Annotated in this window: 19 protein-coding genes; 12 read left to right on the plus strand and 7 right to left on the minus strand. The window is 66.0% G+C overall.

The window, feature by feature from the left end:
• Positions 1-7: 7 nt before the first annotated feature.
• Genes K1X74_13040 through K1X74_13055 form a run of 4 tightly spaced genes read left to right on the plus strand, consistent with a single transcriptional unit; the run spans position 8 to position 3,757 of the window.
• The gene (locus K1X74_13040; protein MBX7167248.1) at positions 8-1,282 is read left to right on the plus strand and encodes a phenylacetate--CoA ligase family protein; all 1,275 of its coding nucleotides are present in this window, start codon (positions 8-10) and stop codon (positions 1,280-1,282) included.
• Between the two features lie 53 nt (positions 1,283-1,335).
• The gene (locus tag K1X74_13045; GenBank protein ID MBX7167249.1) at positions 1,336-2,169 is read left to right on the plus strand and encodes a putative hydro-lyase; all 834 of its coding nucleotides are present in this window, start codon (positions 1,336-1,338) and stop codon (positions 2,167-2,169) included.
• The gene (locus K1X74_13050) at positions 2,166-3,434 is read left to right on the plus strand and encodes a cysteine desulfurase-like protein (GenBank protein MBX7167250.1); all 1,269 of its coding nucleotides are present in this window, start codon (positions 2,166-2,168) and stop codon (positions 3,432-3,434) included. The genes K1X74_13045 and K1X74_13050 overlap by 4 nt, the downstream gene beginning before the upstream one ends.
• Complete coding sequence (locus K1X74_13055; GenBank protein ID MBX7167251.1) at positions 3,431-3,757, plus strand: DUF971 domain-containing protein; 327 nt, start codon at positions 3,431-3,433, stop codon at positions 3,755-3,757. Before K1X74_13050 ends, K1X74_13055 begins: the two co-directional genes overlap by 4 nt.
• A gap of 31 nt (positions 3,758-3,788) precedes the next feature.
• On the opposite strand, the gene K1X74_13060 is transcribed toward K1X74_13055, so the two are convergent.
• The 6 genes from K1X74_13060 to K1X74_13085 form a co-directional block, all read right to left on the minus strand.
• Complete coding sequence (locus tag K1X74_13060; GenBank protein ID MBX7167252.1) at positions 3,789-5,342, minus strand: DUF4340 domain-containing protein; 1,554 nt, start codon at positions 5,340-5,342, stop codon at positions 3,789-3,791.
• Positions 5,343-5,395: 53 nt separating this feature from the next.
• The gene (locus K1X74_13065; GenBank protein ID MBX7167253.1) at positions 5,396-8,239 is read right to left on the minus strand and encodes a Gldg family protein; all 2,844 of its coding nucleotides are present in this window, start codon (positions 8,237-8,239) and stop codon (positions 5,396-5,398) included.
• Positions 8,240-8,342: 103 nt separating this feature from the next.
• Positions 8,343-9,059 (minus strand): ABC transporter ATP-binding protein, encoded by a 717-nt coding sequence (locus K1X74_13070; protein MBX7167254.1) that lies wholly within the window; start codon positions 9,057-9,059, stop codon positions 8,343-8,345.
• 495 nt (positions 9,060-9,554) lie between these two features.
• On the minus strand, positions 9,555-11,174 hold the full coding sequence (gene nadB / locus K1X74_13075) for an L-aspartate oxidase (protein ID MBX7167255.1): 1,620 nt from the start codon (positions 11,172-11,174) through the stop codon (positions 9,555-9,557).
• 169 nt (positions 11,175-11,343) lie between these two features.
• On the minus strand, positions 11,344-11,913 hold the full coding sequence (locus K1X74_13080) for a DinB family protein (GenBank protein ID MBX7167256.1): 570 nt from the start codon (positions 11,911-11,913) through the stop codon (positions 11,344-11,346).
• 73 nt (positions 11,914-11,986) lie between these two features.
• Positions 11,987-15,748 carry a hypothetical protein gene (locus K1X74_13085; protein ID MBX7167257.1) on the minus strand — a complete coding sequence of 1,254 codons (3,762 nt, stop codon included), beginning with the start codon at positions 15,746-15,748 and terminating at the stop codon, positions 11,987-11,989.
• Between the two features lie 624 nt (positions 15,749-16,372).
• Between K1X74_13085 and K1X74_13090 the strand changes: the two genes are divergently transcribed.
• The 7 genes from K1X74_13090 (at position 16,373) to K1X74_13120 (ending at position 21,674) form a co-directional block, all read left to right on the plus strand.
• A complete protein-coding gene (locus K1X74_13090) occupies positions 16,373-17,119 on the plus strand; it encodes a PEP-CTERM sorting domain-containing protein (GenBank protein MBX7167258.1) in 747 nt (248 codons plus the stop codon).
• Between the two features lie 192 nt (positions 17,120-17,311).
• Positions 17,312-17,770 (plus strand): SRPBCC family protein, encoded by a 459-nt coding sequence (locus K1X74_13095; protein MBX7167259.1) that lies wholly within the window; start codon positions 17,312-17,314, stop codon positions 17,768-17,770.
• An 86-nt stretch (positions 17,771-17,856) separates the two neighbouring features.
• A complete protein-coding gene (locus tag K1X74_13100; GenBank protein MBX7167260.1) occupies positions 17,857-18,450 on the plus strand; it encodes a class I SAM-dependent methyltransferase in 594 nt (197 codons plus the stop codon).
• Positions 18,451-18,585: 135 nt separating this feature from the next.
• Positions 18,586-20,127: an altronate dehydratase family protein gene (locus K1X74_13105; protein ID MBX7167261.1), complete on the plus strand. Its 1,542-nt coding sequence runs from the start codon at positions 18,586-18,588 to the stop codon at positions 20,125-20,127.
• Positions 20,128-20,265: 138 nt separating this feature from the next.
• Complete coding sequence (locus K1X74_13110) at positions 20,266-20,604, plus strand: hypothetical protein (protein ID MBX7167262.1); 339 nt, start codon at positions 20,266-20,268, stop codon at positions 20,602-20,604.
• Positions 20,605-20,675: 71 nt separating this feature from the next.
• Positions 20,676-21,167, plus strand: coding sequence for a hypothetical protein (locus K1X74_13115; protein ID MBX7167263.1), 492 nt, complete (start codon positions 20,676-20,678; stop codon positions 21,165-21,167).
• 18 nt (positions 21,168-21,185) lie between these two features.
• On the plus strand, positions 21,186-21,674 hold the full coding sequence (locus K1X74_13120; GenBank protein MBX7167264.1) for a hypothetical protein: 489 nt from the start codon (positions 21,186-21,188) through the stop codon (positions 21,672-21,674).
• Between the two features lie 28 nt (positions 21,675-21,702).
• Here K1X74_13120 and ppk2 read toward each other — a convergent pair whose 3' ends face one another.
• Positions 21,703-22,590, minus strand: coding sequence for a polyphosphate kinase 2 (gene ppk2, locus K1X74_13125; protein ID MBX7167265.1), 888 nt, complete (start codon positions 22,588-22,590; stop codon positions 21,703-21,705).
• Positions 22,591-23,229: 639 nt separating this feature from the next.
• Here ppk2 and K1X74_13130 point away from each other — a divergent pair.
• Positions 23,230-24,324, plus strand: coding sequence for an isocitrate/isopropylmalate dehydrogenase family protein (locus tag K1X74_13130; protein ID MBX7167266.1), 1,095 nt, complete (start codon positions 23,230-23,232; stop codon positions 24,322-24,324).
• Positions 24,325-24,380 lie beyond the last annotated feature (56 nt).

The raw sequence follows: 24,380 nt of genomic DNA on the forward strand, positions 1-24,380 counted from the left end.
TCGAGGAATGAGCCGCAACACCGCCGAACAGCGCCGCCGGATCGAAACGCTCGACGTGTCGGCGCTCGAAACGCATCAACTCGCGCGGCTCAATGGACTGCTCGACGAGATCCTGCCGCACAACCGCTTTTACGCGACCAAGCTGGCCGCCTGCCCCCGGCCGCTCACCTCGCTCAATGCGCTGGCCGACCTGCCCTTCACGAACAAGCAGGAATTGGTCGGCGGACAGGCCAACGGCGACCTGGGGCTCAACCATACGTTCGACATCGATCAATACGTCCGCTGGCATCAAACGTCTGGCACGCGCGGGCGGCCGCTGGTCGTGCTCGACACGGCCCGCGATTGGCAGTGGTGGATCGGCTGCTGGCAACACGTGCTCGATGCCGCGGGCCTGGCGCCGAGCGACCGCGTGCTGCTGGCGTTTTCGTTCGGTCCGTTCATCGGCCTGTGGAGCGCGTTCGACGCGCTCGTCGAGCGCGGCTGCCTGGTCGTGCCCGGCGGAGGTCAAAGCACCCTGGCGCGGCTCGAGTTGCTGCGGTCGAGCCGGGCGACCGCGTTGGTTTGCACGCCAAGTTACGCGCTGCACATGGCCGAGGTGGCCGCGGGCCGCAAGATCGACCTGGCCGGCCTGCCCGTCGAGAAACTGGTGCTCACCGGCGAGCCGGGAGCGAGCGTGCCGGGCATCCGCCAACGGATCGCCGCGGCCTGGGACGCTGCCGTGTTCGATCACGGCGGCGCGACTGAGATCGGGCCCTGGGGCTTTCCCGACGATCGCGGCCGCGGGCTGCACGTCTTGGAGACCGAGTTCCTGGCCGAGTTTCTCTCGGTCGAAACCGGCAAACCGGCCGACGAAGGCGAACTGTCGGAGCTGGTGCTGACCAGCTTGGGCCGCATCGGCTGCCCCGTGATTCGCTATCGCACGGGCGATCTGGTGCGACCCGTCTGGCAGCACGATGCCCGCTCGCGGTTTGTCCTGCTCGACGGCGGAATCCTGGGGCGCGCCGACGACATGATGATCATCCGCGGCGTGAACATCTTTCCCAGCGCGATCGAGCAGATTCTCCGCAGCTTCCCCGAGGTGATCGAGTACCGCATGACGGCGCGGCGCGTCGAAGCGATGGACCACCTGATCATCGAGATCGAGGACCGGCTCGACCAGCCGCTGCGCGTGGCCGAAGAGCTGCGGCTGCGGCTCGGATTGAAGGTCGAAGTGCAAGGCGTGCCGCTGGGCACCCTGCCCCGTTTCGAGGGCAAAGGAAAACGCTTCGTCGACGAACGCTGAAGCGCCGCAGGCGATCGACGGCACACAAGGCAGTTCCGCGCGAAAGCGAAGACATGTCTCACGTTTCATCGGCGGCCGAAGTCCAGGAGCTGCGCGAACGCCTGACCGGGGCCACGGCCGCCGAGTTGCGCGCGGCGGTGCGGTCCGGTACATGGACCGGTCCCACGGCCGGACTGGCGCGCGGTTTCGTGCAGGCCAACGTGGTGATCTTGCCGGCGGCGGTGGCCGACGAGTTTGCCGAGTTTTGCCGGCTGAATGCGCGACCGTGCCCGTTGATTGCCCGGACGCTGCCCGGCGACGCGGAGCCGCGCAGCGCTGCGCCCGGCGCCGATCTGCGGACCGACGTGCCGCGCTACCGGGTATTTCGCGGCGGCGTGGCCGAGGCAGATCAACCGCTCGAGATCGGCCCGTTGTGGCGCGACGACCTGGTCGGTTTTTTGCTGGGGTGCTCGTTCACCTTCGAGAATGCACTAGTCGAGGCAGGCCTAGGCGTGCGCCATCTCGAAGCGGGGAGCAATGTGCCGATGTATCGCACCCATCGCGCCTGCGTACCGGCGGGGCGGTTTGCCGGGCCGCTGGTCGTGAGCATGCGGCCGTATCGGCCCGACCAGATCGACGAGGTCGCGGCGATCACGGGGCGATATCCCCGCATGCACGGCGCGCCGGTGCACGTCGGCGATCCGGCGGCCCTGGGCATCGCCGACCTGGCCCGGCCCGACTTTGGCGATCCGGTCGAGTTGCAGCCCGGCGAAGTCCCGGTATTTTGGGCCTGCGGCGTGACGCCGCAATTAGCGCTGGCCGCGGCGCGGTGCGAGTTGGCAATTACGCACGCGCCAGGCTGCATGTTCGTGACCGATCTGCGCGACGAGGCCTACTGCGAACGATGACTCCACCAGCCAGCCCGACAGCCCCGCTCGACGTCAGCGCGGTGCGGCAACAGTTTCCGGCACTGGCCCGCGAGGTGAGCGGCCGCCAGGCCGTCTTTTTCGACGGGCCCGCCGGGAGCCAGGTGCCGCAGCGCGTGATCGACGCCATCGGCGACTACCTGCGGAACTCGAATGCCAATCACGGCGGCGTGTTTGCCACGAGCGTGGCGAGCGACGCCCTGCTGGACGAGGTGCACCGGGCCGCGGCCGACCTGCTGCACGCACCCGACCCGCACGCGGTGTGCTTCGGCGCGAACATGACGACGCTGTGCCTGGCGTTGTCGCGGGCACTGGCCAAGACCTGGGAACCGGGCGATGAAATCATCGTCACCCGGCTCGATCACGACGCCAACGTCACGCCGTGGGTGCTGGCCGCGCGCGACGCCGGCGTACACGTGCACCACGTGCCCTTTCGGCCAGAGGATTGCACGCTCGATTTGCAGGCCCTGCAGAACGTGTTGTCGACGCGGACCCGGCTCGTGGCCGTGGGGTGTGCGTCGAACGCCGTGGGCACGGTCAACTCGGTCCGCGAGATTGCCCGCGTGGTGCAAGGCGTCGGCGCGGAGATCTGCCTCGACGCGGTCCACTACGTGCCGCACGGCCTGGTCGACGTGCAGGCTTGGGGTTGCGACTACCTGCTCTGCTCGGCCTATAAATTCTTCGGCCCCCACGTCGGCATCCTCTGGGGGCGCGCCGAACGGCTGGCCGAGCTGCCCGTGTACAAGGTGCGACCGGCACCCAATGACCTGCCGGGGCGCTGGATGACCGGCACGCAGAATCACGAGTGCCTGGCGGGGGTCCTGGCGGCGATCGAATACCTGGCCGCGCTGGGGCGCTCGATTGCGCCGGCAGCCGCGTCACGGCGTCAGGCCCTGGTGGCGGCCTACGAAGCGATCACCGCGTATGAACGCGGCTTGCAAGCGCGACTCTTGGCCGGGCTCGCCGAATTGCCGAGCGTCAAGATCTACGGCATCACTGATCCGAAACGGCTGCACGAGCGCGTGCCGACGGTGTCGATCACGCATCGCCGCTATCGGCCGCTCGAGCTCGCCCAACGCCTGGCCGACGAGGGCGTGTTCGTCTGGCACGGCAATTACTATGCGCTGTCGCTGACCGAGGCGCTCGGCCTCGAGCCCGAGGGCATGGTCCGCATCGGCCTGCTGCACTACAACACCCGGGAAGAAGTCGAGCGGCTGCTCGACCTGTTGCGCGGAATGGAAGCATGACCGCGCCAGTGCCCAGCCAGTTGCAACTGGTCGACGAACGGACGCTGCGGATCGAGTGGAGCGACGGCCTGGTGCGCGACTATTCGATCCAGGAGCTGCGCACGGCGTGTCCGTGTGCAACCTGCCGCGAGCAGCGATTGGCGCCGCGGCCGCCGTCGCAATTGACGGTGCTTTCGCCGGTCGAGGCGCAGCCGCTGCGGTTGCGCGGCATGCAGCCCGTCGGCAACTATGCCTATGGCCTCGACTTCAGCGATGGCCATACGTCGGGCATCTACACGATCGAATTGCTGCGCACGCTCGGCCGGGACGTGCCGGCCGGCTGAGCAAGCGCGCCGCGAGCCACGCGGGCAGGGTTCAATTCTCCGGCGTGCCGAGCCCCTGATCCTTGATCTCGTTGAACTCGTCGAGCCCACCCTCGGTCGTGGGCGGCGCCGCGTCGGTGCCGGCAGGTGCCGTGCCATCGGCTGGCTTCTTCGGTTGCACCACGTCGGCACGGGTCAGCTTGATCTTGCGATAAACGTCATCCGAGATGACGTAATACCAGTCGGCGAAGCGGTTGTTGAGCGTCTGGACCTGTTCTTCACCCTTCTTGACCTTGCTGTCGTACTCGTCCTGTTTGCGCTTGTTTTCCTGTTCGATTTTTTGGCGTTCGGCCTGCTGCGGCTCGGCCGGCTCGCCTGCCTGTTTCTCGCCCTCCTTGTTCTCGGCGGCCGGTTGGCCCTCCGCGGTGGGCGGCGCAGCGGGTTCGGCGGGAGCGCCCGGCACCGGCTGCAGCTCGGGCGCAGGAATCGCGCTCTTGTCGAATTGCGCCGTGACGAACAGGTATCGATTCGAGCCCTTGGGCTGTTCGCCTTCGGCCGGCTGCTCGGCACCCTCGTCGGGCTTCGCCTCTTCGGTGTCGGCGGCGATTTCACCGAACCGCAAGACGTACGTCACGCCGTCCTTGAGCTCGACGACGACTTCGCCCTCGTTGGAGTAGAGCTGCCCTTGCGAGATGATGTAGCCACGGCTGGCCAACGACAGGAACGTTTCTTCGTCAATGGTCAGCCCTTCGGAGGTGCGCAGATCGCGACCCAGCCCGGCCGGCTTACGGCGCACGTCGACAATTTTCAGATCGTCGAGCGCCACTTTCATGTCGTTGAGCTTCTGCGCGTTGAGCTCTTCGTTCGGGGCCAGCCCCTCCATGTTCCACTTGGCGTCCTTGTCGTTGTAGGTGAGCGCCAGCTTGTCGCCCTCAACGATCCGCCGGTTGACCTCGTCGATCGAGTAGTTGTCGTACTTGACCTCCGTGATGTCCCAGCTGTTGAGCTTCAGCAGATCGGGCTCGATCCAATCCTGAAACCTCGTCGTGAGCTTTTCGGGCGAGAGCTTCGCTACGTACACGGCGTCTTGCGAGGGCAAACGCACGTAACGCAGGTCGGGCTTGTCCTTGACGGGCAAACCGATGATCAGTTGCGCGAGCTTCTTGCCGCCGGCGTCTTCCAGGATGACTTTCTTGCCGATGCCGGTCATGCCCGCCTTGCTGTCCATCGGATCGACGACGCCGTACATCTCGTGATCGGCCCGTTCTTCGCTCACCATGCCCAGCTTTTTGAGGTCGATCACGCTGGCCGCGGCCTCGGCCAACTGGCGATCGGCGTCGGCCGGGTAGTTGAGCTTCGAGGGGATCGCCCAGCGGCCGTTCACCTGGGCCACGCGAAACTGCTTGGGTTCGGCCTTGGCCTCGTCCCACTCGATGATCTCGAGCGACTTAGCGGCGAGCGGGTCCTTGAATTCGGCAAAGAACTCGCTGCTCGCGTCGTCCGCCTTGGCGGCGTCGGCCACGCTCGCCGGACGGCTGGCATAGGCCAACAGGGCGCCCAGCAGGGCAATCCCGACAAAGGTCAGAGTCTTCGTGGTTTCGTTCATGGCTTAATCGGATCTCACAACTGAGTCTGCACGGCGGGGCCTCGGGTTCGGGCCTAGCCGCGGAGTCGTTCCTTGGTGGTCGTCTGGCGCTCGCGCGCCCGGAGATTAAACATCACGATGCCGGCCAGCAGCAGCGGCATGATCGGCGCGGTGGCCACGGCCAGGATCTTGACGCGGTTCTGGTCGCCCTGGATCGAAGCGGTCTTATCGCGGTCAATCTGCTTCTCGCGCCGCTCGCGTTCGTTCTTCAGCCGCTCAAACGCCGCGTCGAGCCGCCGCTGGCCCACGTCGCGGGCCAATTGCATCTCGATCACCTTCTGCTGCGGATCGATGTCCGTACGGCCCTCGAGTTCCTTGATCTTGCGATCGAACACTTCCTGCTCTTTGTTCTTCGCCGTGTCGAAATCGTCGGCGAACTTCTTGCGCTGGGCCGTCGCATAGTCGCGCGCCGCGGCCGTGATGGCCTCGAACCGCGTGAGCGTGCGATAGGTCGGCCTCCGCTTGCGGATCTCGACAAATCGCTCGTCCTTGGCCAGCACGTCGAGCACGTTGAGCACGAAGCTCACGTTATCGAGCGTCAGGTTGACTTCGGCGTCCTCTTCTTCCCCGCGGGCACGCAGGGCGAAGAAAGCCGAGTACAACACGTCGATGTCGGCCACGACCACCACGTTCAGCTCAGCCGGCGCGGCAGGCGCGGCAGGAGCAGCCGGCACTTCTCCGGCCGGAGGAGTCGCAGGAACTGCAGGCGGGGCCGCTGCCGGGGGCGCTTCCGTGGCCGGCGATTCTACAGCCGGCGTTTCTGCAGCCGGCTGCTCGGCCTGGGCCAATTGCAGCCCTTCGTCCGACATCTTGGCCGCGCCGCCGGCAGGGCCCGGCTTACCCGTGATGTAAGCGCCCAGCAGGTAACTCTTGTGCGTGGGAACCATGGCGCGGTCTTCATTGAGCCCGCCGCCACCGAGGAAGCTCTGCTGCAGAATCTCGTTGGCTTGCACCCGGCCCGTGTTCGTTCCGGTGACCACCAGCGGCGTGACCTTCAGGCCCGAGGCGTTGAGCTCCTGAATCGAACCGGGAAACAGAAACAGGACCTGCTGCAGTTTCGAGCTGATCGGGCTGTCGTCGTTGAACGGGGCGGCGGTCGACGTGGGATCTTGCCCCTTGTCGACAAACACGAACTCGGGCGGAAACTGGCCGATCTTCGGGTAAGGGTTGTAGTCCTGCCAGACGACCTGAGCGCCGTTGAAATTGATACCCAGCGATTGCCACAAGGGGGTGATGTCGCCCTTGGGCTGCGGGGGCTGCTGCATACCCATCATCCCGCCTTGCGGGCGGCGCTCCGCGGAGGTGCCCGGCACGTTCGGGTCGAGGTACGGGAACGGATCCTCGAAGACGGCCGTCGGTTGTCCGCTCATCACGGCCGCCAGGAAATTGTTCATCTGCTCCTGCGTCAGCGACGAGGGCTGCACGGCCAGCAACACGTCGTACTTTTCGGTGATCGGCGCATCGGCGTTGACCTGCACGACTTCGTACTGTTTCTCCAGCTCGGTGACGATCAGCTCGTTTTGCGTCTGATTCATCGTCTGCATGTTGAAGCTGCCGTACAGCTTGGCATCGGTGTTGAGTATGCCCACCTTCTTGCGCGACTGCTGACTGACCGTGGCGATCGAACGGACCAGTTCGTATTCGACCGGCACCCCGCGATCGATGAACGGCACCACGACCTTGTCCAAACCCGAGGTGAACGCCACGCCCATGAAGATCTCGTCGATGTTCATCGTGCCGCGGATCCGCGAGGCAACTTGCTGACCCTTGATGCCGAACTTCTTGTCGGCTTCGTCTTCCTGGGGGCTGAGCGATTCGGTCTCGTGCACCCGCACGACCACCTTGTCGCCGGCGATGGCCTGGAACTCGCGCAACACGTTGAGCAGGTTCAATCGCGTCTGGACGTACGACTCGGGCACGACCGGGCTGACATAGGCGTCGATCCGCACGGGCCGTTTGACGTCGAGCTTTTCGAGCAGCTCGATCGTCTGGGGCGCGAGCGAGCTGAGCTTTTCCGTGGTCACGTCGACGCGGCGATCGTACCGGGCCAGCACGATCGTCGAGGCAGCCAACAGCACGAACAGGGCCAGGGCACGGGTCACATAGTGGCCCAACAGCGAACGCCCCAGCCGGCCGCCCCACCAGTGGCGCCGGCCGATCAGCACCATCGAGACGTAGAGCATGACCACGACGATCAGCAGGAAGTACACCACTGCCGAAAAGCTGATCACGCCGCGACCAAAGTCGCGAAACTGTTCGGCGATGCTCAGGCGCTGAATCGAGCGGGCCCATTCCAAGGGCAAGATGGCGTCGGCCTGCTCGGCGAACACCAAGGGGGCGTTGAACACCGCACCCATGATGAACCCGACGGTCAGGTTGCCGGTCAGAAACGAGGCGACCATGCCGATGGCCAGCATCGCCAGGCCGACGATCCAGTAGCCGACGTAATTGGCGAACAGCAACCCCAAGTCGGGCGAACCCAGCAGGCTCAGGCAGACCACGTTGGTCAGCGAGAAGATCAACGCCACGGTATAGACGGCGACGGCGGCCAGGTACTTGCCCAGCACCACATCGAGGTCGCTCGCAGGGATCGTCAGCAGCAGCTCATCGGTGCCTTGACGCCGCTCCTCGGCCCAGATGCTCATCGTAATGGCGGGAATGAACACCAGCAGAATGTAGGGCAAGTACCGGTTCAGCTGGTCCAGGTTGGCCAGGTTGGCGTTGAAAAACTCGTTGGGCACGAACGTCGCAAAGGCCGTTAACGCCGCGAACACGCACAAGAACACGTAGCCCGCGGGGCTGACGAAGTAGGCGATGAAATTCCGTTTGAAGACGGCCCGGATGACGGCTGGATTCATGACTGACGTACCGTAGCTGGATGGACGAAGCGGAGCGGGATTCGCGGGCAAACGAGGCGCTCGTCGCAGGCGGCCTGTGCCGCCAGACGAGCGTAGCGGCCGGCTATTCCTTCCCCCCTTCGCTGAGGGCGTAAAACTGTTCTTCGAGCCGGGTCCCGCTGGCGGTGAGCTCGGACGTGGTTCCGTCGAACCGAATCCGGCCGCGCGCGATGAACAGCACACGGCTGGCCATCGCCTCGACTTCTTGCAGGATGTGCGTCGACAGCAAAATGGTCTTGGTCTCGCCGAGGCGGCGGATCGTGTCGCGCACCTCGCGAATCTGGTTGGGGTCGAGGCCGGCCGTCGGCTCGTCGAGGATCAACACGTCGGGTTCGTGCAGCAGCACTTGTGCCATGCCCACGCGCTGGCGAAAGCCTTTCGACAGCTTGCCGATTTGCTTGTTGAGCACGCTGCCCAGCGCGCACAAGTCGATCACCTCATCCATGCGCTGCCGCGCCGCACCGCCGCTCAGGCCGCGCGCTTCGGCAAAAAATTGCAGTAGGTCGCGCGGCGTCATGTCGGGGTACAGCGGCCCGTTTTCGGGCAGATAGCCCAACCGCTGCGCGCCGGCCAGCCGGTCGCTGGCCATGTCGTGGCCGGCAATTCGCGCCGTACCCGTCGAAGGCGACAGGTAACCGGTCAGCAACTTCATCGTGGTGCTCTTGCCGGCGCCGTTGGGCCCCAGGAAGGCGACGACCTCGCCTTGGCGGATCTTGAACGACACGTCTTCCACGGCGACGAAATCGCCGTAGTACTTCGAGAGCCCGTCGGCCTCGATCATGGCGGGACGCGAAGGATCGGTCATGCAACAACGCTCCGAACTGTTCGGCCTGACAAAAACAATCCTCGGTGCGGCCCTCGCCGCGGTTACCGCGCTTGCGCCGCGTCCGGGCGGGGAAACACCGCCGCCCTGTTCGACCGGACGGGGCGGCGTAATCCCGAACCGCGCTCGGACCGAGATTCACCTCGGGCAGGGACGCCGCGCCACCAAAGGGGGACCAGGATCCACCCTAGCTTTGCGCCCTCCGCTTCGTGCGCGGGCCGCGGTATTGCGCCCGCGCAGGCACACTCTCAGGCTGCGACGCGCCCCCCAAACGGGTACGACGGCCGCGCCAAGCGCCTACTAGGATAGGGATTGTCGTCCGGCTGTCCAGACAATCCGGACCCCCGGGCATGGCGGGCCGTTTCCCTAGGCACGCTACGTGCACGGCGGCCGAACGGTTCGCGGGTCTCGCCGCGGGGGTCGCCCTGCTGCGATGCCCGCCGGGCTACCTCATTAGGCTTCGACGTCGCTCGTGCGGCCAAAGCACAGGTGCCGGCAAAACTGCTGCTCGTCGAGCTGCGGGAAGTCGAGCCGCAGATGCACGCCCCGGCTTTCCTCACGAGCCAGGGCCGCGCGAATCATGATTCGCGCCACGGTCAGCATGTTTTGCAGCTCCCAGCCGTCACTCTGGGCGAATTGGCGCGGCAACACATAGCCGCACCAGTGATCGACCGCCTCGCGGGCCTCGATCAGGCTGCGGGCATCCCGGCGGATGCCCACGTTGCGCCACATGATACTCCTGAGCGAGTTGCGAATGTCGGCCAGGTCGGGCAGCTCGGCTCGCTCGGGCAGCACGGCATTGTCGAGCGGGATCGCGCGGAAATCGTCGGCCTCGCGGAGCGCGGCATCCGAAGCGCCGCGGCCGGCCAGTTGACCGTAGACCAGACCTTCGAGCAGGCTGTTCGAAGCCAGGCGATTGGCGCCGTGCAATCCGGTCGAGGTGACTTCGCCGGCCGCCCACAGCGCCGGTAGCGTCGTGCGGCCCGCCAAGTCGACCGTGACGCCGCCGATCATGTAATGAGCCCCGGGGCGCACAGGAATCCAATCGCGGGTGATATCCAGATCGAACCGCGCGCAATCTGCCGCGATGCCCGGGAACCGGCTGCGCACGCGTTGCGGATCGAGGTGCGTGAGATCGAGATAGACGTTCGGATGCCGCGTCTTTTCCATCTGCGCCACGATCGCCTGGCTGACGACGTCGCGCGGGGCCAGTTCGAGCCGGGCGTCGTAGTCGGGCATAAAGCGATGGCCCGCCCGGTCGACCAGGTGCGCTCCCTCGCCGCGGATTGCCTCGGTGATCAACGTGCGGCTGGCGCCGGCGATATACAGCACGGTGGGATGAAACTGCATGAATTCCATGTCGCGCAGCTCGGCCCCCGCGCGATAGGCGATCGCGTGGCCGTCGGCCGTGGCCACGGCCGGATTGGTCGTCTCGCGATAGAGCTGACCGGCGCCGCCCGTGCACAACACGGTCTGCTTGGCCCAGACGAGCGTCTTGCCGTGCATGCCGTTCCAGACCAAGGCGCCGCGGACCGCGCCGTCGTGCGTTAGCAGATCGATCGTGAACGTATCGGGCCAGGCCTGAATGTTCGCAGCCGCTTCGACGCGATCGACGATCGCGCGCATCACTTCGCGGCCCGTCGCGTCGCCCAGCGCGTGGACGATCCGGCTGTGGCTGTGCCCGCCTTCGCGGCCGAGGGCCAGCGCGCCGGCTTCTTCGTCGAAGTGCACTCCCCAGCCGATCAGTTCGCGAATCTGCGCGGGCGCCTCGCGCACGACCTGTTCGACCACCCGGCGATCGCACAAGCTGCCGCCGGCGGTCAGCGTGTCGGCCACGTGGTTTTCGAACCGGTCGTCCTTGTCGAGCACGCTGGCGATGCCCCCCTGGGCATAGCTGCTGTTCGATTGCGTGACGCTCTGCTTGGTGATCACCAGCACCGACAACCGCGGATCGACGGCCAGCGCCGCGCGAAAACCCGCCAGCCCGCCGCCGATGATCAACACATCGGCGAAATGATGCGGCACCCGTTTCGGATGAAACGGTACCAGGTAACGCGGAGTCAGTTCGGACATGAACGCGGGTGAGCAGCGCGAAAAAAGGGGGAAGCCGGACAGTCGCCCCATCTTAGTCGCCCCGGGGCCCGTTGACCGCCCCCAATGCCAGGCCGTGCGATGCGCACCTCACCGTACGGCAGAGCAGGCACGTCTTTTCCGGCCAGATCGCCCCGGCTTTCACTCGGCTTTACCCTGACATGCGTCGGGCGACGATGTCCGAGTGACGGTAAAGATGATAGAGCGTAAACGAGAGCATCTCACGCATGCTCAACCGGCCGATAAGCGGATGCAACAGTCGATAGCGGTCCAAGTCGGCATCTGGCCAACGATCGATTTCCGTAACCAGCGGCGGCACCACGCTGGTCCAGCGCGCGATTCGTCGTGCGCGCTCCGCAACGGGGTCTTTCGGAGCCGTGCCCTTCCTCGGAGTGAACGGACCTGCTCCGGCTCCCCGATTCAATACCGACTTGTACTTGTCGCGAATTTGTTCGTAGCTACGTGGGGGTGCCTTCGCCAGGCCGAACACGATTCGGGGGAGCAGCCGAGGCAACCTCAAGGACACGGTCACAATGTTGGTACTGAGGGCCAAATGCGACAGGTTCTGGGCAGGCGACCAGCCCCCATCTGCCGGGAAGGCAAAGAATATCTCCGGCCCGATGCGGTTCCAGAGGTCGGTTACCTGGCGATCGAGCTCTGTGAGCGACTGGCGCAATTCGGCGGTATTGGTCGGCGGCTTGGGTTCGGCAATCGTGATCATGAGGCACGGCATTCCCGCGAGGGCTCGATGACGGAGCCACAAGAATACCAAGAGCGCCGATCCGACCCGAAACCTACTTGCCGGACCGACGCCGCGAGGTGCCTTCGGTATAGGCCTCGTACTGCTCGGCATAGTCAGGCGGAGGCGCCGTGCGGCGCGAATCGCGCAGTTCCCGTAACGGGTCGCCGGCCGCCTGGCGGCCCGCGCGCTGAACGACGCGCGGACGCAGCCCTAGTCCTCGCAGGGCCTCGTTCAGCTTTTGCCGCGCCGCGTCGCCGTCCTGGCCTGCTTGTTTCGCGGCGCGTTTGAGCTCTTGCCAACGCTTCAAGAATCGTTCCAGGTCGTCGCGCGACCATTGCAACCGGTCGAGCAGGTCCTGGTCGGGTTGACCGTGCGCAAGCTGGTCGCGCAGGTGCTCCAGCGCCAGGTCCGTGGCCTGGCGCGCGTAATCCAGATTCGCTTGATCGTCGTCGCGCACCGGCGGAGTCGGGGTCGCGCTGTTGCCCGTGCCTTCGTGGCCGCCGGGGCCGCGTTGCTGCGGACCTTCGCCGGGGTTTTGCGCCGGCTGAGCGCCCGGGGCGCCGCTGCCCGGTGCGTTGCCGGGCGCGCCAGGCTGGTTGCCAGACTGGTCTGAAGTGCCCGACGACGGACCGCCCGACTGGTCGCCCGAATTGCCGGCATCGCCCTGCCCGGCCCCTTCACCTTGGCCGCGTTGCTTCGGGCCCGACGAGTTTGAAGCGGAACTGCCGGGCTGCTTGTCGCCGGCCTGGTCCGAAGTCTCGCCATTGCCCGAGCCGGGGGCTTGCGAGCTGCCTTCGTCGGCGGCCGTGTTCTGGCCTGCTCCGCCGGTGCCCGGCGAGTTGGCGTTTTGTCCAGCGCCTTGCTTGCCGCCGCCCGAGCGGTCACCTGCTTCGCCGCCTTCGGAATTCGATTCTTTTTCCGAGGTGCTGGGCGACGAGGCCTCGTTGGGCTTCTCGTTGCTCGAAGGCTGCTGCTGGCCACCGGGCTGCTTGTCGCGCGGCTTGCTGTTGCCTTGGGGTGAGGACGCGCCGGACTGGTCTTGATTCGATTGGCCCGCGCCGGAGTTGCCCGATTGATGGTCCGGATCGCCGCCCGGCTCGTTCGCCTCGCGCGAGGCATTCGGGTCGGGCTTGGCCGGTTGCTTGCGCTGGTCGCCGCGTCCGGCCGATTGAGCGCCCTGGCCGGGCTTGGAGTTCTGGCTCGATTCGTCGCCGCCGGGGGTTTCCTGCTCGGCATCGCCGGCGGGGCGCGGATGGGCAGCCTCGTCCGAGGCGGCATCTTCGGCTGCGCCTTGATCGCCGGGCTGCGGCTGTTCGGTGCGGCCCGGCTGCTTGTCGCCTGCGCCGCCTTGTTTCCGTTCCGGCCGCCCGCCCGATGGTTCGCCCGGCGTGCCTTCGGCCGATTCACCCTCGGGCTGGCTGCCCGAGGTGTCGCCCGGTTGGGCACCAGCCGGCTTGCGTTGCGACGGCTGGTTGCCGCCGGCTTGATCGCTCGCAGGCGAACCGCCGTTCTGCGTCGAGTCGGGCGATCCGTCGCCCGAGTTGTCACCCTGCTGCTGACCGGACGACGCATCACCGCCCGACTGCGGTTCGCCGCCGCTCTGGTTGCCCGGCGACGATGGATTGCCGCCCTGCTGCTTTGAACCCTGCTGCTTCGAGCCTTGCTGGCGATTGCCGCTGTTGTCGGGCTGGCCTTGTTCGCCGCCTGACGACGAATCGGGGTTCGACTCGGCGCTTTCCGGCGGCGGCGAAGACTGCTGTTGCTCGCCTTGGCCTGCGTTGCCCTCTTCGCCACCCGAAGGTTGATCGGCAGCCGAAGGCGGTTGCTGATCGGGCTGGTTCTCGGCGGGGGGCTGTTCGCCGCCAGAATTGTCGGGGGACTGCTCCTCGCGCGGCGGCGGTTGCCCGCCGTCGGGCTGCTGCTGTTCTTGCTTACGGGCGTGCTCGAGAATCTCTTGGAATGCATCGCCGGGTTCGGCGTCGGGATCGATGCGCTCGCCGGGCTGCTCGTCGTCGCGGGTGGCCTCGGCATCTTCCTCCGGTTGCTCGCCTTCGCCGGGCGGCTGGGGATCGGCGTCAGCTTCGCGCTGGCCAGCGCCCGGCTCGTCGGCCGAGGGTTCCTCTTGCGCGCCGCCCTCGGGGCGGGCTCGGTCGCGCTCGGCCGGGTCGACGACTGCCGGCTGCTTTTGCTGGGCAGGGTCGACCGGCGCCGTGACGTGCAGCCGCAGCTTGACCGTCGTCGCCTGGTTGGCCGCCGGAAGCTTGTTGTCGCGCGCCTCGGCAAACACCAAGGCCTCGTCGCCCGGCCGCAACCCCAGCGCCTCGGGGCGCAACACATACTGCCCGCGGAACTCGGCCGTGCCACGGGGCGAGGTTTCGGACAACAGCGCCTCGCGGGCGAGCGTTTGGCCATGCTTCTCGACATAGAGCCACACGCTGCGCAGGGCAAAGTCCTTGTCGCGCGCGCTCACCGTCACCGGCGCTTCGCCGTTGACCGGGACATCGAACGATTCCTGCACCGGTTCGACGATCTCAATTTCCGGCGCCTGATCGGGCGTCACCTGGATGCGATGCCGGATGGGCCGCGGATTCTCGGCGCCCGCGGCGGTGACGAACCGCAACTGATAGCTCTCGTGCTCGGGGCCGCCGCGGTCGGGCCGCAGCGCGAGCACCCATTCGGCGATCGCGGCCTTGTCGTTGTGCCGCATGTCGCTGTCGCGGTGGCCGTCGCAATCGAAGTCGATCGACGCCGAGGCGATCGATTCGTTGGCCCGGGCCGTCACCTTGATCTGCGTGCCTTCGAGCGCCGTCAGATCGCCCTGCCCTGCAACGCGCCGCACGCCCAGGCCCGTATAGTCGGGATAGTGATATTCGACTTCCTCGACGAGGATCGACGGGGCCATCAGCACTTCGATCTTGAAGGGCCCCACTTTGGCGTCGCCCGCCTGAATGCGGTAGCTGACGCTCTGCTGCAAACCGGCTCCGCCGCCGGGCAGTGCCGCCTGGTAGCGCAAGCTGCCTTTCGGCTGCTGCATGGCCAGGGGCTGATCGACGCTCCGCCCGTCGGCGGTGGTCAACAGCACGAGCACCGGTTCGCCGCTGCGCAGTCCCTGCACCACGGCCGAGACGTCGACCACGTCGTCGTGAAATGCCTGGATGTTGCCGGGACGCAAATCGTCGATCGTGACCCGCGTCGCCGCGCGCAACTGCGACCAGGGCATCATCAACCGGCCGACCGAGCGGAGAGGATTCTTCGGCGACAGCAGCGTGTAGGCGCAGCACACGAACACCACGCCCAACAGGACGTAGCCCCAACGGACGATCCGCGAATGATCGACCGCCCCTTCCTGAGGTACCTGGCTGAGGTCGTTGGCCGCGCGGCTTTCGAGCGCTTCGTACACGACCGGCGACAACTCCTGCTGCTGCCCGCGCAACAGGAGAAAATTGATCAGGCTGTTCTTGAGCGACGGCCGATGTTCTTCGATTGCCTGCGCGGCGTAGACCGGGTTCACCTGGCGCCGCACCAGCGGCACGATCCGGGTGACCGTCACGACGACCCAGCCGGAGACCAGGGCGAGAAAGAAGATCAGCCGCCCCCAGGCGTTCACGCCGCCGGGTACGAGCCATTGGTCGATCAACACGAAGACGAACAGGTAGGCCAGCGTGGCGACCGTGGCGGCCAGCAACACGCCGCCCAGCTCGATCGATTTCACCTGCCGGCGCGTGGCGCGAATGCGGGCATCGATCAGCCGCGCATAACGCTCGGCCGCGGTCGATTCGTCGCCCGAGGGTCGCACGGGGGTGACGGTCGCCATCGCAATGCCTCTGTTCCGACGGCCCAGGCCCACGGCCCGGCCGGCAATTTGGGACGAGCGCCCAGACCGATTCGTTCCACGCCCAGCGGCGGTCTTTCAATTATAGCCGTTCAGGACCGTGGTTCTTCTCGGCCGTCGCTGCGGTTTGAATTGCCCGCTTCGTGTCAAAAGTCGCGAAAAAAACGAGTGAAAGCGATCGATTCCTGTTGACATTGCCCGTACCCAAAGGTACAGTCAGTACCCGGCTTTTAAAGCTCGACGGCGCTTCAACTTATCGCTTTCTTCCGCGCACGGTCCGCTAATGCACGCCAGGTGAGTTGTTTGCGAATGTTGTCGTTCGCAACGCTCAACCGCTTCTCACGTTCCGGCGGTCCCGACTTGGATTCCGGGGGGCGCACTCCCCTGTGCATCCGAGCTTGCCGGCCCTAAGCCGCGTAGCTCATTCGACGTTTGCCGTACCGACGCCGCGGTGCTTCCGCGAGTTCTTCCGGCCGTTCCTTTGCGAACGTGCTGAGAGTCTCGGGGCCAGGTCGCGCAGCAAACTCGAGTCGACCAGCCGCGGCTACCGCCGCCCGTCGGTTGTAGAAGCATGGCGTGCTCAACTTGATCAGGAGACTCACTCCCATGCAGATGCGCTCCCTCACGCTTCCCACCTTCGGCTTGTTGCTTGCCGTTCTGGCAATGTCGCCAGGCACAGGCCTGGCCGCTGGCGAAATTCTCGTCGACGATTTCGCGCTTCCCGCCGATGCGGAAGGCGGAATCCTTGGCACCGACGTATCGGACCCGTTTTTCGGGGCCTACCTCGATCCCAGCCTGATGCATATTCTCGGCGGCGAACGCGAACTGTTGATTCAGACAAAGGGAGCAGGCACCCCCACGAGCTCGTTCTCGATCGGCGGTGGCAGTTTCTCGTTTACTTCGGGCGATCCCGGCGCCGCGGTCACGTTGATTTACGACGGCGATCTATTGCCCCCGCCTGGCACCCTCGACATCTCGAACCTTCAGGACCTACGGATCGACTTCGATTTCGTCTCGACGGGCGGCGCAGCCAGCGTGCCCATCGTCGTGTACTTCGAAAGCGCGGCGGGAAACATCGCGTTCCTCGGCGAACTTACTTCGAACGATGCACCCTTCTCCTATTTCGCGACGAGCGGATCGTTCTCCGACGGTGGTACGTTCGATCCGACGGCGGTGGTCCACACCGTCATCGCGATCAATCCGGAAGGCATCCCCGGCCTTGAGTTCAGGCTTAACCGCATTGTCGAGATCGAAGCGGTCCCGGAACCTTCGTCGGTGGCGCTGGCCAGCATCGGCTTGGGCCTGTTGACGATCGCCCACCGCCGGCGCGCGCTCAAACGGCACGAGCAATGAGCTTGTCGACCACTGCGCTGGCTGGGCTCGATCACCGCTTAGCTGCGCTGACCGATGCTTCTCGAAAGTTGGACCGTATCTTCGCGGCAGGTAAGCTGCCGAGTGCATGCCGAGACGATTGAAGGCCGCGGGAGACCGAATGTCGCCCAGCGAGCGGCTTGATTGCTATCCGTCGATCGAGGAGACGTATCGATGCCCGACAAAACCGGAACGGTTCGGCTGCACCGCGTCTTCACCGCGCCGCCCGAGCGCGTCTATCGAGCCTTCCTTGAACCCGGTGCCCTGGCCAAGTGGCTGCCGCCCTATGGGTTCACCTGCGCCGTGCAGCACCTTGACGCCCGCGTCGGGGGGAAGTTCCGCATGTCGTTCACCAATTTTGGCACCGGCAGCAGCCATGCGTTCGGGGGCGAGTACCTGGAGCTCGTACCCCACGAGCGGATTCGCTACACCGACAAGTTCGACGACCCCAACCTGCCGGGCGAAATCCAGGTGACGGTCCAGCTGAAACGAGTCAGTTGCGGCACCGAGGTCGAGATCGTCCAAGAAGGCATTCCCGCGGTGATTCCCCCAGAGGCTTGCTATCTCGGTTGGCAAGAGTCGCTGATGCAGCTCGCCACGCTTGTAAACCCGGAGATCCCCGACGGGGCGTGAATGCTTTCGCGATATCTATCTCGCGCAGGGGCGGCAGGAAACGCTCGAAGCCTTCAGCAGGCGGCTGATTCGGTCGAGCCAGTCTGATGGACCGGTGGAACCATAACCTCCACTACCACGCTCGCATTCTCGCCGCGGCGCCGGCCGGTTGTGTCCGCGCACTCGATGTCGGCTGCGGCGAAGGGACGCTCACGCGTGCGCTGCGTTCCGTCTCGGCGCACGTCGTGGGAATCGACGTCGACCTGCCATCGATCGAGCTGGCACGTGCCGAGGGCGGTGCAGGCATCGAGTACATCCACGGCGAATTCCTCGCGCATCGATTCGAGCCGGCGAGCTTCGATCTCGTCGCCTCGGTGGCCGCGCTGCATCACATGGACGCGGCAGCGGGCCTGACGCGGATGGCCAATCTCGTGCGGCCGGGCGGTACCCTTGTCGTCATCGGCTTGGCGCATTCGAGTCAGCCTGGCGATCTTGCGTTCGACGCCGCCGGTGCCCTGGCGACGCGCGTGCATCGACACCTCCTCCGCAAGCGTTACTGGGAGCATCCGGCGCCCAAGGTCTGGCCGCCGCCGCTCAGCTACGCCGAGGTGCGCAAGCTCGCTGCCCGTCTTCTGCCGGGCGTGGAATATCGCCGGCACGTGCTGTGGCGGTACTCGCTCGTATGGCGACGCGGCACCTGACGTCGCGGCGCCGCCCGCCGTGGCGCGGCCTGAAGCCAAGCAGCCGCCCCATTTGCCCGGCCTTGCCCGGGGCAGGTAAGCTGCCGGGCGTGGACCTGCTCCCCTGCAATTGCCCTCCGAGAGGCCTGCTGCGCGATGATTGCCCCGCCGAAAATGGATGTGGTCCTGATTCACCCGGCCGACAACGTGTGCGTCGCCGCGCGGGCCTTGGCCGACGGCGAACGGCTCGCGGCCGGCGGCGTCGACTTTGCCGTCCGCGGGGCGATCGGCCAGGGACACAAGGTGGCCCGGCAAGCGATCCGCCGCGGCGAACGGGTGATCAAATATGGCCAGACGATCGGATTTGCACAGACGGACATCGCCGCAGGCGACTGGGTCCATACCCACAACCTCGCGGCCGGCGAGTTCGAACGGGCCTACGAATATGCGACCGAGATCCCGCCCGACCCTGCGTCGATCGGCGACCGCACGTTTCAAGGCTACCGCCGGGCCGACGGTCGGGCCGGGACGCGCAATTACCTGGCCGTGATCTCGACGGTCAACTGCTCGGCCACGGTGAGCAAGTACGTCGCTCAACGGTTCAATCGCGAGTTGCTCAAGCGGTTCCCGAATGTCGACGGCATCCTGCCCCTGGCCCACAAGGGCGGCTGCGGCATGCAGTACGACGGCGAAGATCATCACCAGCTCAACCGTGTGCTGGCCGGTTTTGCCCGGCACCCAAACGTCGGGGCCTACATTCTGATCGGCCTGGGCTGCGAGACCGGCACCACGATGCACCTGATCGAACACGAGCATCTGGTGCAGCTCGGCGCCCGGCCGACGCCGCCGCCGGTGCTGTCGATCCAGGAATGCGGCGGCACGAACCGCACGGTCGAGGCCGGCATTCGCCTGATCGAAGAACTGCTGCCGCGCGTCAACGACGTGCGCCGTGAGACGATTCCCGCCTCGGAGCTGGTGCTGGGCACCAACTGCGGCGGCTCCGACGGCAACTCGGGCGTCACGGCCAACCCGGCCCTGGGCGTGGCGAGCGATTTGATCGTGGCCTGCGGCGGCACGTCGATCCTGGGCGAGACGACGGAGATCTACGGCGCCGAGCATCTGCTGACGCGCCGCGCCCGGTCGCGCGCGGTCGGCGAAAAGCTGATCGAGCGGATTCGCTGGTGGGAACAATACACGAGCCACTACGGCGTGAAGATCGACAACAACCCCTCGCCGGGCAACAAGGCGGGCGGCCTGACGACGATCTACGAAAAATCGCTGGGGGCCGTGGCCAAGGGAGGCTCGACCGCGCTGGCCGGCGTGTTCCACTATGCCGAGCCGGTGACCAGCCGGGGCTTCGTGATCGTCGATACGCCCGGCTACGACCCGGTGAGCATGACGGGCATCGTGGCCAGCGGGGCGAACGTGGCCTGCTTCACGACGGGCCGCGGCAGTTGCTACGGCTGCAAGCCGACGCCGTCGATCAAGATCGCGACGAACACGCCGCTCTACGAGCGGATGGAAGAGGACATGGACGTCAACGCCGGCGAGATCCTGTCCGGCAAGTCGGTGGCCGAGGTGGGCCGTGAGATCTTCGAGCTGATCCTCAAGGTGGCCAGCGGCCAGAAGACCAAGAGCGAGCTGCACGGCGTCGGCGAAGAGGAGTTCGTCCCCTGGTCGATCGGGCCGACGCTGTAGGTCGAGCCCTCTTTGCCGGGGCCCTCGCTGCATCTGCGCGCCATTTGCTCGCGTCGGCGGAAAACAGCGTTAAATTCGCGGTGAGTGGATCGCTTCGCGCCGATCATTGTTCATTCTTCATCGCGAGGGAGCCCCATCATGCTGTACCGACAGGGAGACGTCTTCATCGAGGCCATTCCCGGGATTCCATCCGGGGCCTCACGCCTTGGTCACGCGGTGCTCGCCGAAGGCGAGCTGACCGGTCACCAGCACCGCGTCGAGGATCACGCGCCGGCCGAGGTCTACCAGCACCGAGGGCAGTCTTATCTGCGCGTGCTGACCGACGGTACGCGGATTGTCCACGACGAGCATGGCCCTCTCGTGCTCGATCGCGGAGATTACCACTTCTGGCGGCAACGCGAGTACGATCCCGGCGCGCCGCAGGCGCCCGGTGTATCGGTGGCGGGGTTGCCATCCGCGCGGCTCGTCTTCGACTAGCGGACGAATCGGGCGGATTCTCGACTCACTCTCGCAGGGTTGCGACCATGTTGTCCTGGCTGGCGCGATTCGTGCCGCGCGCTCCCGAAACTGCGCGCGCGGCGATCCGCGATGGGCACGTGCCTTCGTCGCTGCGGGTGGGCGGGAACCTGTCGCTGGCCAACCTGCCGACGGTCCGACGGCTCCCGCAATGGCTCGTCTGCGAAGGGCTCGACGTCTCCGACTGCGTGAATCTGCATTGGCTGCCCCGCCGGCTCAGGTGCCAGACGCTGCTCGCCCGCCGGACGCAGCTCACCGTGCTGCCGGAAAACATGCGGGTCTCGCACACGATCGACCTGTCGGGTTGCCGATTGCTGCGGGCGGTACCGCCGCTGAGGCTGCACACGCTCGTGCTGCGCGGATGCTCGCTGCTTCGCGAGCTACCCGACGGAACGGCGGCGGCGGTACTCGACCTGTCCGGCTGCCACCGCATGCGCGCAATGCCTCTCAGTGCCGCGCGCACCGCGCGGCGGCTGACACTGCGCGATTGCGCCGGCCTGGAAGGGCTCCCCGACCGCGTCTGACCCTTGGAATCGCTCGACGTGAGCGGTTGCCTCAAGCTGCGCGAGCTACCTCCCGGATTGCGCGTTCAATCCTGGATCGACGTGGCCGGCTCGGGACTGCGGCAGCTTCCGTGGTCGCTGCGGTCGACGCGGATTCTTTGGCGCGGCGTGCCGGTCACCGACCGTGTGGCCTTTGACCCGGAGTCGATCACCGTGGAGGAGATCCTGGCCGAATCGAATCAGACGATACGGCGCACGCTGCTCGACCGGATCGGCATCGACCGCTTCATGCGACTCGCACACGCAGCGGTGATCGACGAGGACATCGATTGCGGCGGTCCGCGGCGATTGCTCCGCGTACCGGCCCGCGAGGGGGAAGACATTGTCTGCGTCGAAGTCCGGTGTCCGTCCACGGGGCATCGCTACTGCCTGCGCGTGCCGCCGCAGATGCTCACCTGCCGCCAGGCCATCGCGTGGACCGCAGGCTATGCACAACCAGAGCGATACCGGCCGGCGGTCGAGACTTGATGACCGACGCCATGCGAGATTGCGCCGCTCACATCACCGGGAGATGGCCCGGGTGTTCGCCGCGCTCGTAGACGATGTGCGCCCGGCCGACCAGCAGCGGGTCCAACGCGCCGATGGCCTTGGCGCTCTTGTTCGCATAGGCCAGCCGGTGCAGCACGTAGCGCATCGCGTTGAGCCGGGCCCGTTTCTTGCAGTCGCTCTTGATCACCGTCCACGGGGCGTCGGCCGTGTCGGTGTTGAAGAACATTGCCTCCTTGGCCTTGGTATAGGCGTCCCACTTGTCGAGCGACGCCAGATCGACCGGCGATAGCTTCCATTGCTTGAGCGGGTGGGCGCGGCGCTCTTCGAACCGCCGCCGCTGTTCCTCGCGGCTGACCGAGAACCAGAACTTGATCAGGTGCACGCCGCTGCGCACCAGGTTGCGCTCAAATTCGGGCGCCTGGCGCATGAACTCGCGGTATTCGTCCTCGCTGCAAAAGCCCATCACGCGCTCGACGCCGGCGCGGTTGTACCACGAACGATCGAACATCACGATCTCGCCGGCCGTGGGCAGGTGCTCCACGTAGCGCTGGAAGTACCACTGCCCGCGCTCGACCTCGCTAGGTTTTTCCAAGGCCACGACGCGGGCACCGCGCGGATTGAGGTGCTCCATAAACCGCTTGATCGCGCCTCCCTTGCCGGCGGCGTCGCGACCTTCGAACAAGATCACAACCTTTTGGCGCGTCGACTTGACCCAGGCCTGCACCTTGAGCAGTTCGACCTGCAGGTGATACTTTTGCCGCTCGTAGCTCTTGCGCGACAGCAGATTTCGATAGGGATAGCCGCCTTCGCGCCAGTCGGGCGCGAGCTCGACGTCGCGGTGCTGCCGATGCGAACCGGTCGTGGCGGCCGACTCATCGAGCATGCGCCGCAACATGGCCGCATCGTCGGGAGAGGAGCCGGCCATGATGGCCTGCAGCGATTTGGCGAGCGCGGCCACGTTGTGCGGCGGCGTGCTGTTGACGATGTCGCGCACGGCCTCGACCTTTGCACCTTGGGCCGAGGCGATCGCTTGATCGACTTCGAATTCCTCGATCGCCTCGACCGCCAGGTCCGGCGAGCGATCACCTTCTTCGACCGCGCGGGTCTTGCGACCATTGCGGCGCGCGGCCTTGGCGTCGGAATTCGATTCGTGGGCCGTCGAGTGGCCGTTGCGCGAACGATGCTTGGACATGCCTGCTAATTCTCCTCGCTGCGGCGAAAAACCGTGCTGGGGGTGCGGCGGCGCTTGTTCAAGTATTGTTCGAGCGAACGGCGCGCGTCGCAACTAAACAGACGCCAAGGCCCCCCTGACCGACCGGCCCGCGGCGCGAAGTGGCGAATTGCCAGCGACTTGCAACAGATCGTAGAGCGCCTTTTCCAGGGGCCCGGGCGGCCAATTGACGCCCGGGGCGCGGGTGTGTTAGCGTGTCGCGCATCTTGAAACCCCTTAAGTGGTTCTGACGATTCGCCGCGCTTGCGCCTTGGGGTGCCGGCCGCGTTTGATCAGTACGCACCCTTCGGTGGAGAAAAACCCATGGCTTACGAAGTGACCCTGATTACCGGCGACGGTACCGGCCCAGAGTTGGCCGAGGCGGCCCGCCGCACGATCGATGCGACCGGCGTAAAGATCAGGTGGGACATTCAGGAAGCCGGCGTCGACGTCATGGAGCGGACCGGCAACCCGCTGCCCGACGCGGTGATGGAAAGCGTCCGCCGCACGAAGTGTGCGCTCAAGGCGCCGATCACCACGCCCGTGGGCACCGGCTTTCGCAGCATCAACGTCCACTTGCGCCAGGCGCTGGGGCTGTATGCGTGCATCCGGCCCTGCAAGCAATACCGCGGCGTGCGCAGCTTCTTCTCCGAGGTGCCGGTCGACCTGGTGATCGTCCGCGAGAATACCGAGAGCCTGTACTCGGGCATCGAGTTTGAAAAAGGCAAGCCCGAGACCGCCTCGATTATCAAGGAGATCAATCGGCTCTCGACCTCGAACAAGGTCAAGACGGGCGAGCAGGAAACAGGCCTGACGATCAAGTCGATCAGCGTCTCGGCCACTGAGCGGATCGTGCGCTGCGCGTTCGACTATGCCCGCAAGAACGGCCGCAAGAAGGTCACCTCGGTCCACAAGGCGAACATTCTCAAGTTCACCGACGGCCTGTGGCTGGACGTCTCGCGACGCGTCGCGGCCGAATATCCGGATATCGAGTTCGACGACCGGATCGTCGACAACATGTGCATGCAGCTGGTCCAGAAGCCGGAGTTGTATGACATTCTCGTGCTGCCCAACCTGTACGGCGACGTGCTCAGCGATCTGTGCGCGGGCCTGGTGGGCGGTCTCGGCGTGGCCCCCGGTGCGAACATCGGGCCCGAGGGGGCCGTGTTCGAAGCCACGCACGGTAGCGCGCCCAAGTACAAGGGCCTCAACAAGGTCAACCCGACGGCGCTGATCCTTTCGGGCGTGATGATGCTCGAATACCTGGGCGAGAAAGACGCCGCCATCCGGCTCGAAAAAGCCGTGGCCGACGTGATCGCCGAGGGCAAGGACGTGACGTACGACCTGAAGCCCCATCGCGACGACCCGACCTCGGTCGGCACCAGCCAGATGGCCGACGCGATCATCCGCCGGCTGTAGTTCGCGGCGCCCCGCCGCGCAAACCGCGAAGACCGGCGGCCGCCCGCGCCAAGGAG

The organism is Pirellulales bacterium (genome assembly GCA_019694435.1).
In the GTDB taxonomy this organism is placed as follows: domain Bacteria; phylum Planctomycetota; class Planctomycetia; order Pirellulales; family JAEUIK01; genus JAIBBZ01.

What these genes read in the sequence shown, in the direction of transcription:
- K1X74_13040 (MBX7167248.1), top strand. Translation starts at nt 8, where the DNA reads ATGAGCCGCAACACCGCCGAACAGCGCCGCCGGATCGAAACGCTCGAC.
- K1X74_13045 (MBX7167249.1), top strand. Translation starts at nt 1,336, where the DNA reads ATGTCTCACGTTTCATCGGCGGCCGAAGTCCAGGAGCTGCGCGAACGC.
- K1X74_13050 (MBX7167250.1), top strand. Translation starts at nt 2,166, where the DNA reads ATGACTCCACCAGCCAGCCCGACAGCCCCGCTCGACGTCAGCGCGGTG.
- K1X74_13055 (MBX7167251.1), top strand. Translation starts at nt 3,431, where the DNA reads ATGACCGCGCCAGTGCCCAGCCAGTTGCAACTGGTCGACGAACGGACG.
- K1X74_13060 (MBX7167252.1), bottom strand. Translation starts at nt 5,342, where the DNA reads ATGAACGAAACCACGAAGACTCTGACCTTTGTCGGGATTGCCCTGCTG.
- K1X74_13065 (MBX7167253.1), bottom strand. Translation starts at nt 8,239, where the DNA reads ATGAATCCAGCCGTCATCCGGGCCGTCTTCAAACGGAATTTCATCGCC.
- K1X74_13070 (MBX7167254.1), bottom strand. Translation starts at nt 9,059, where the DNA reads ATGATCGAGGCCGACGGGCTCTCGAAGTACTACGGCGATTTCGTCGCC.
- nadB (MBX7167255.1), bottom strand. Translation starts at nt 11,174, where the DNA reads ATGTCCGAACTGACTCCGCGTTACCTGGTACCGTTTCATCCGAAACGG.
- K1X74_13080 (MBX7167256.1), bottom strand. Translation starts at nt 11,913, where the DNA reads ATGATCACGATTGCCGAACCCAAGCCGCCGACCAATACCGCCGAATTG.
- K1X74_13085 (MBX7167257.1), bottom strand. Translation starts at nt 15,748, where the DNA reads ATGGCGACCGTCACCCCCGTGCGACCCTCGGGCGACGAATCGACCGCG.
- K1X74_13090 (MBX7167258.1), top strand. Translation starts at nt 16,373, where the DNA reads ATGCAGATGCGCTCCCTCACGCTTCCCACCTTCGGCTTGTTGCTTGCC.
- K1X74_13095 (MBX7167259.1), top strand. Translation starts at nt 17,312, where the DNA reads ATGCCCGACAAAACCGGAACGGTTCGGCTGCACCGCGTCTTCACCGCG.
- K1X74_13100 (MBX7167260.1), top strand. Translation starts at nt 17,857, where the DNA reads ATGGACCGGTGGAACCATAACCTCCACTACCACGCTCGCATTCTCGCC.
- K1X74_13105 (MBX7167261.1), top strand. Translation starts at nt 18,586, where the DNA reads ATGATTGCCCCGCCGAAAATGGATGTGGTCCTGATTCACCCGGCCGAC.
- K1X74_13110 (MBX7167262.1), top strand. Translation starts at nt 20,266, where the DNA reads ATGCTGTACCGACAGGGAGACGTCTTCATCGAGGCCATTCCCGGGATT.
- ppk2 (MBX7167265.1), bottom strand. Translation starts at nt 22,590, where the DNA reads ATGTTGCGGCGCATGCTCGATGAGTCGGCCGCCACGACCGGTTCGCAT.
- K1X74_13130 (MBX7167266.1), top strand. Translation starts at nt 23,230, where the DNA reads ATGGCTTACGAAGTGACCCTGATTACCGGCGACGGTACCGGCCCAGAG.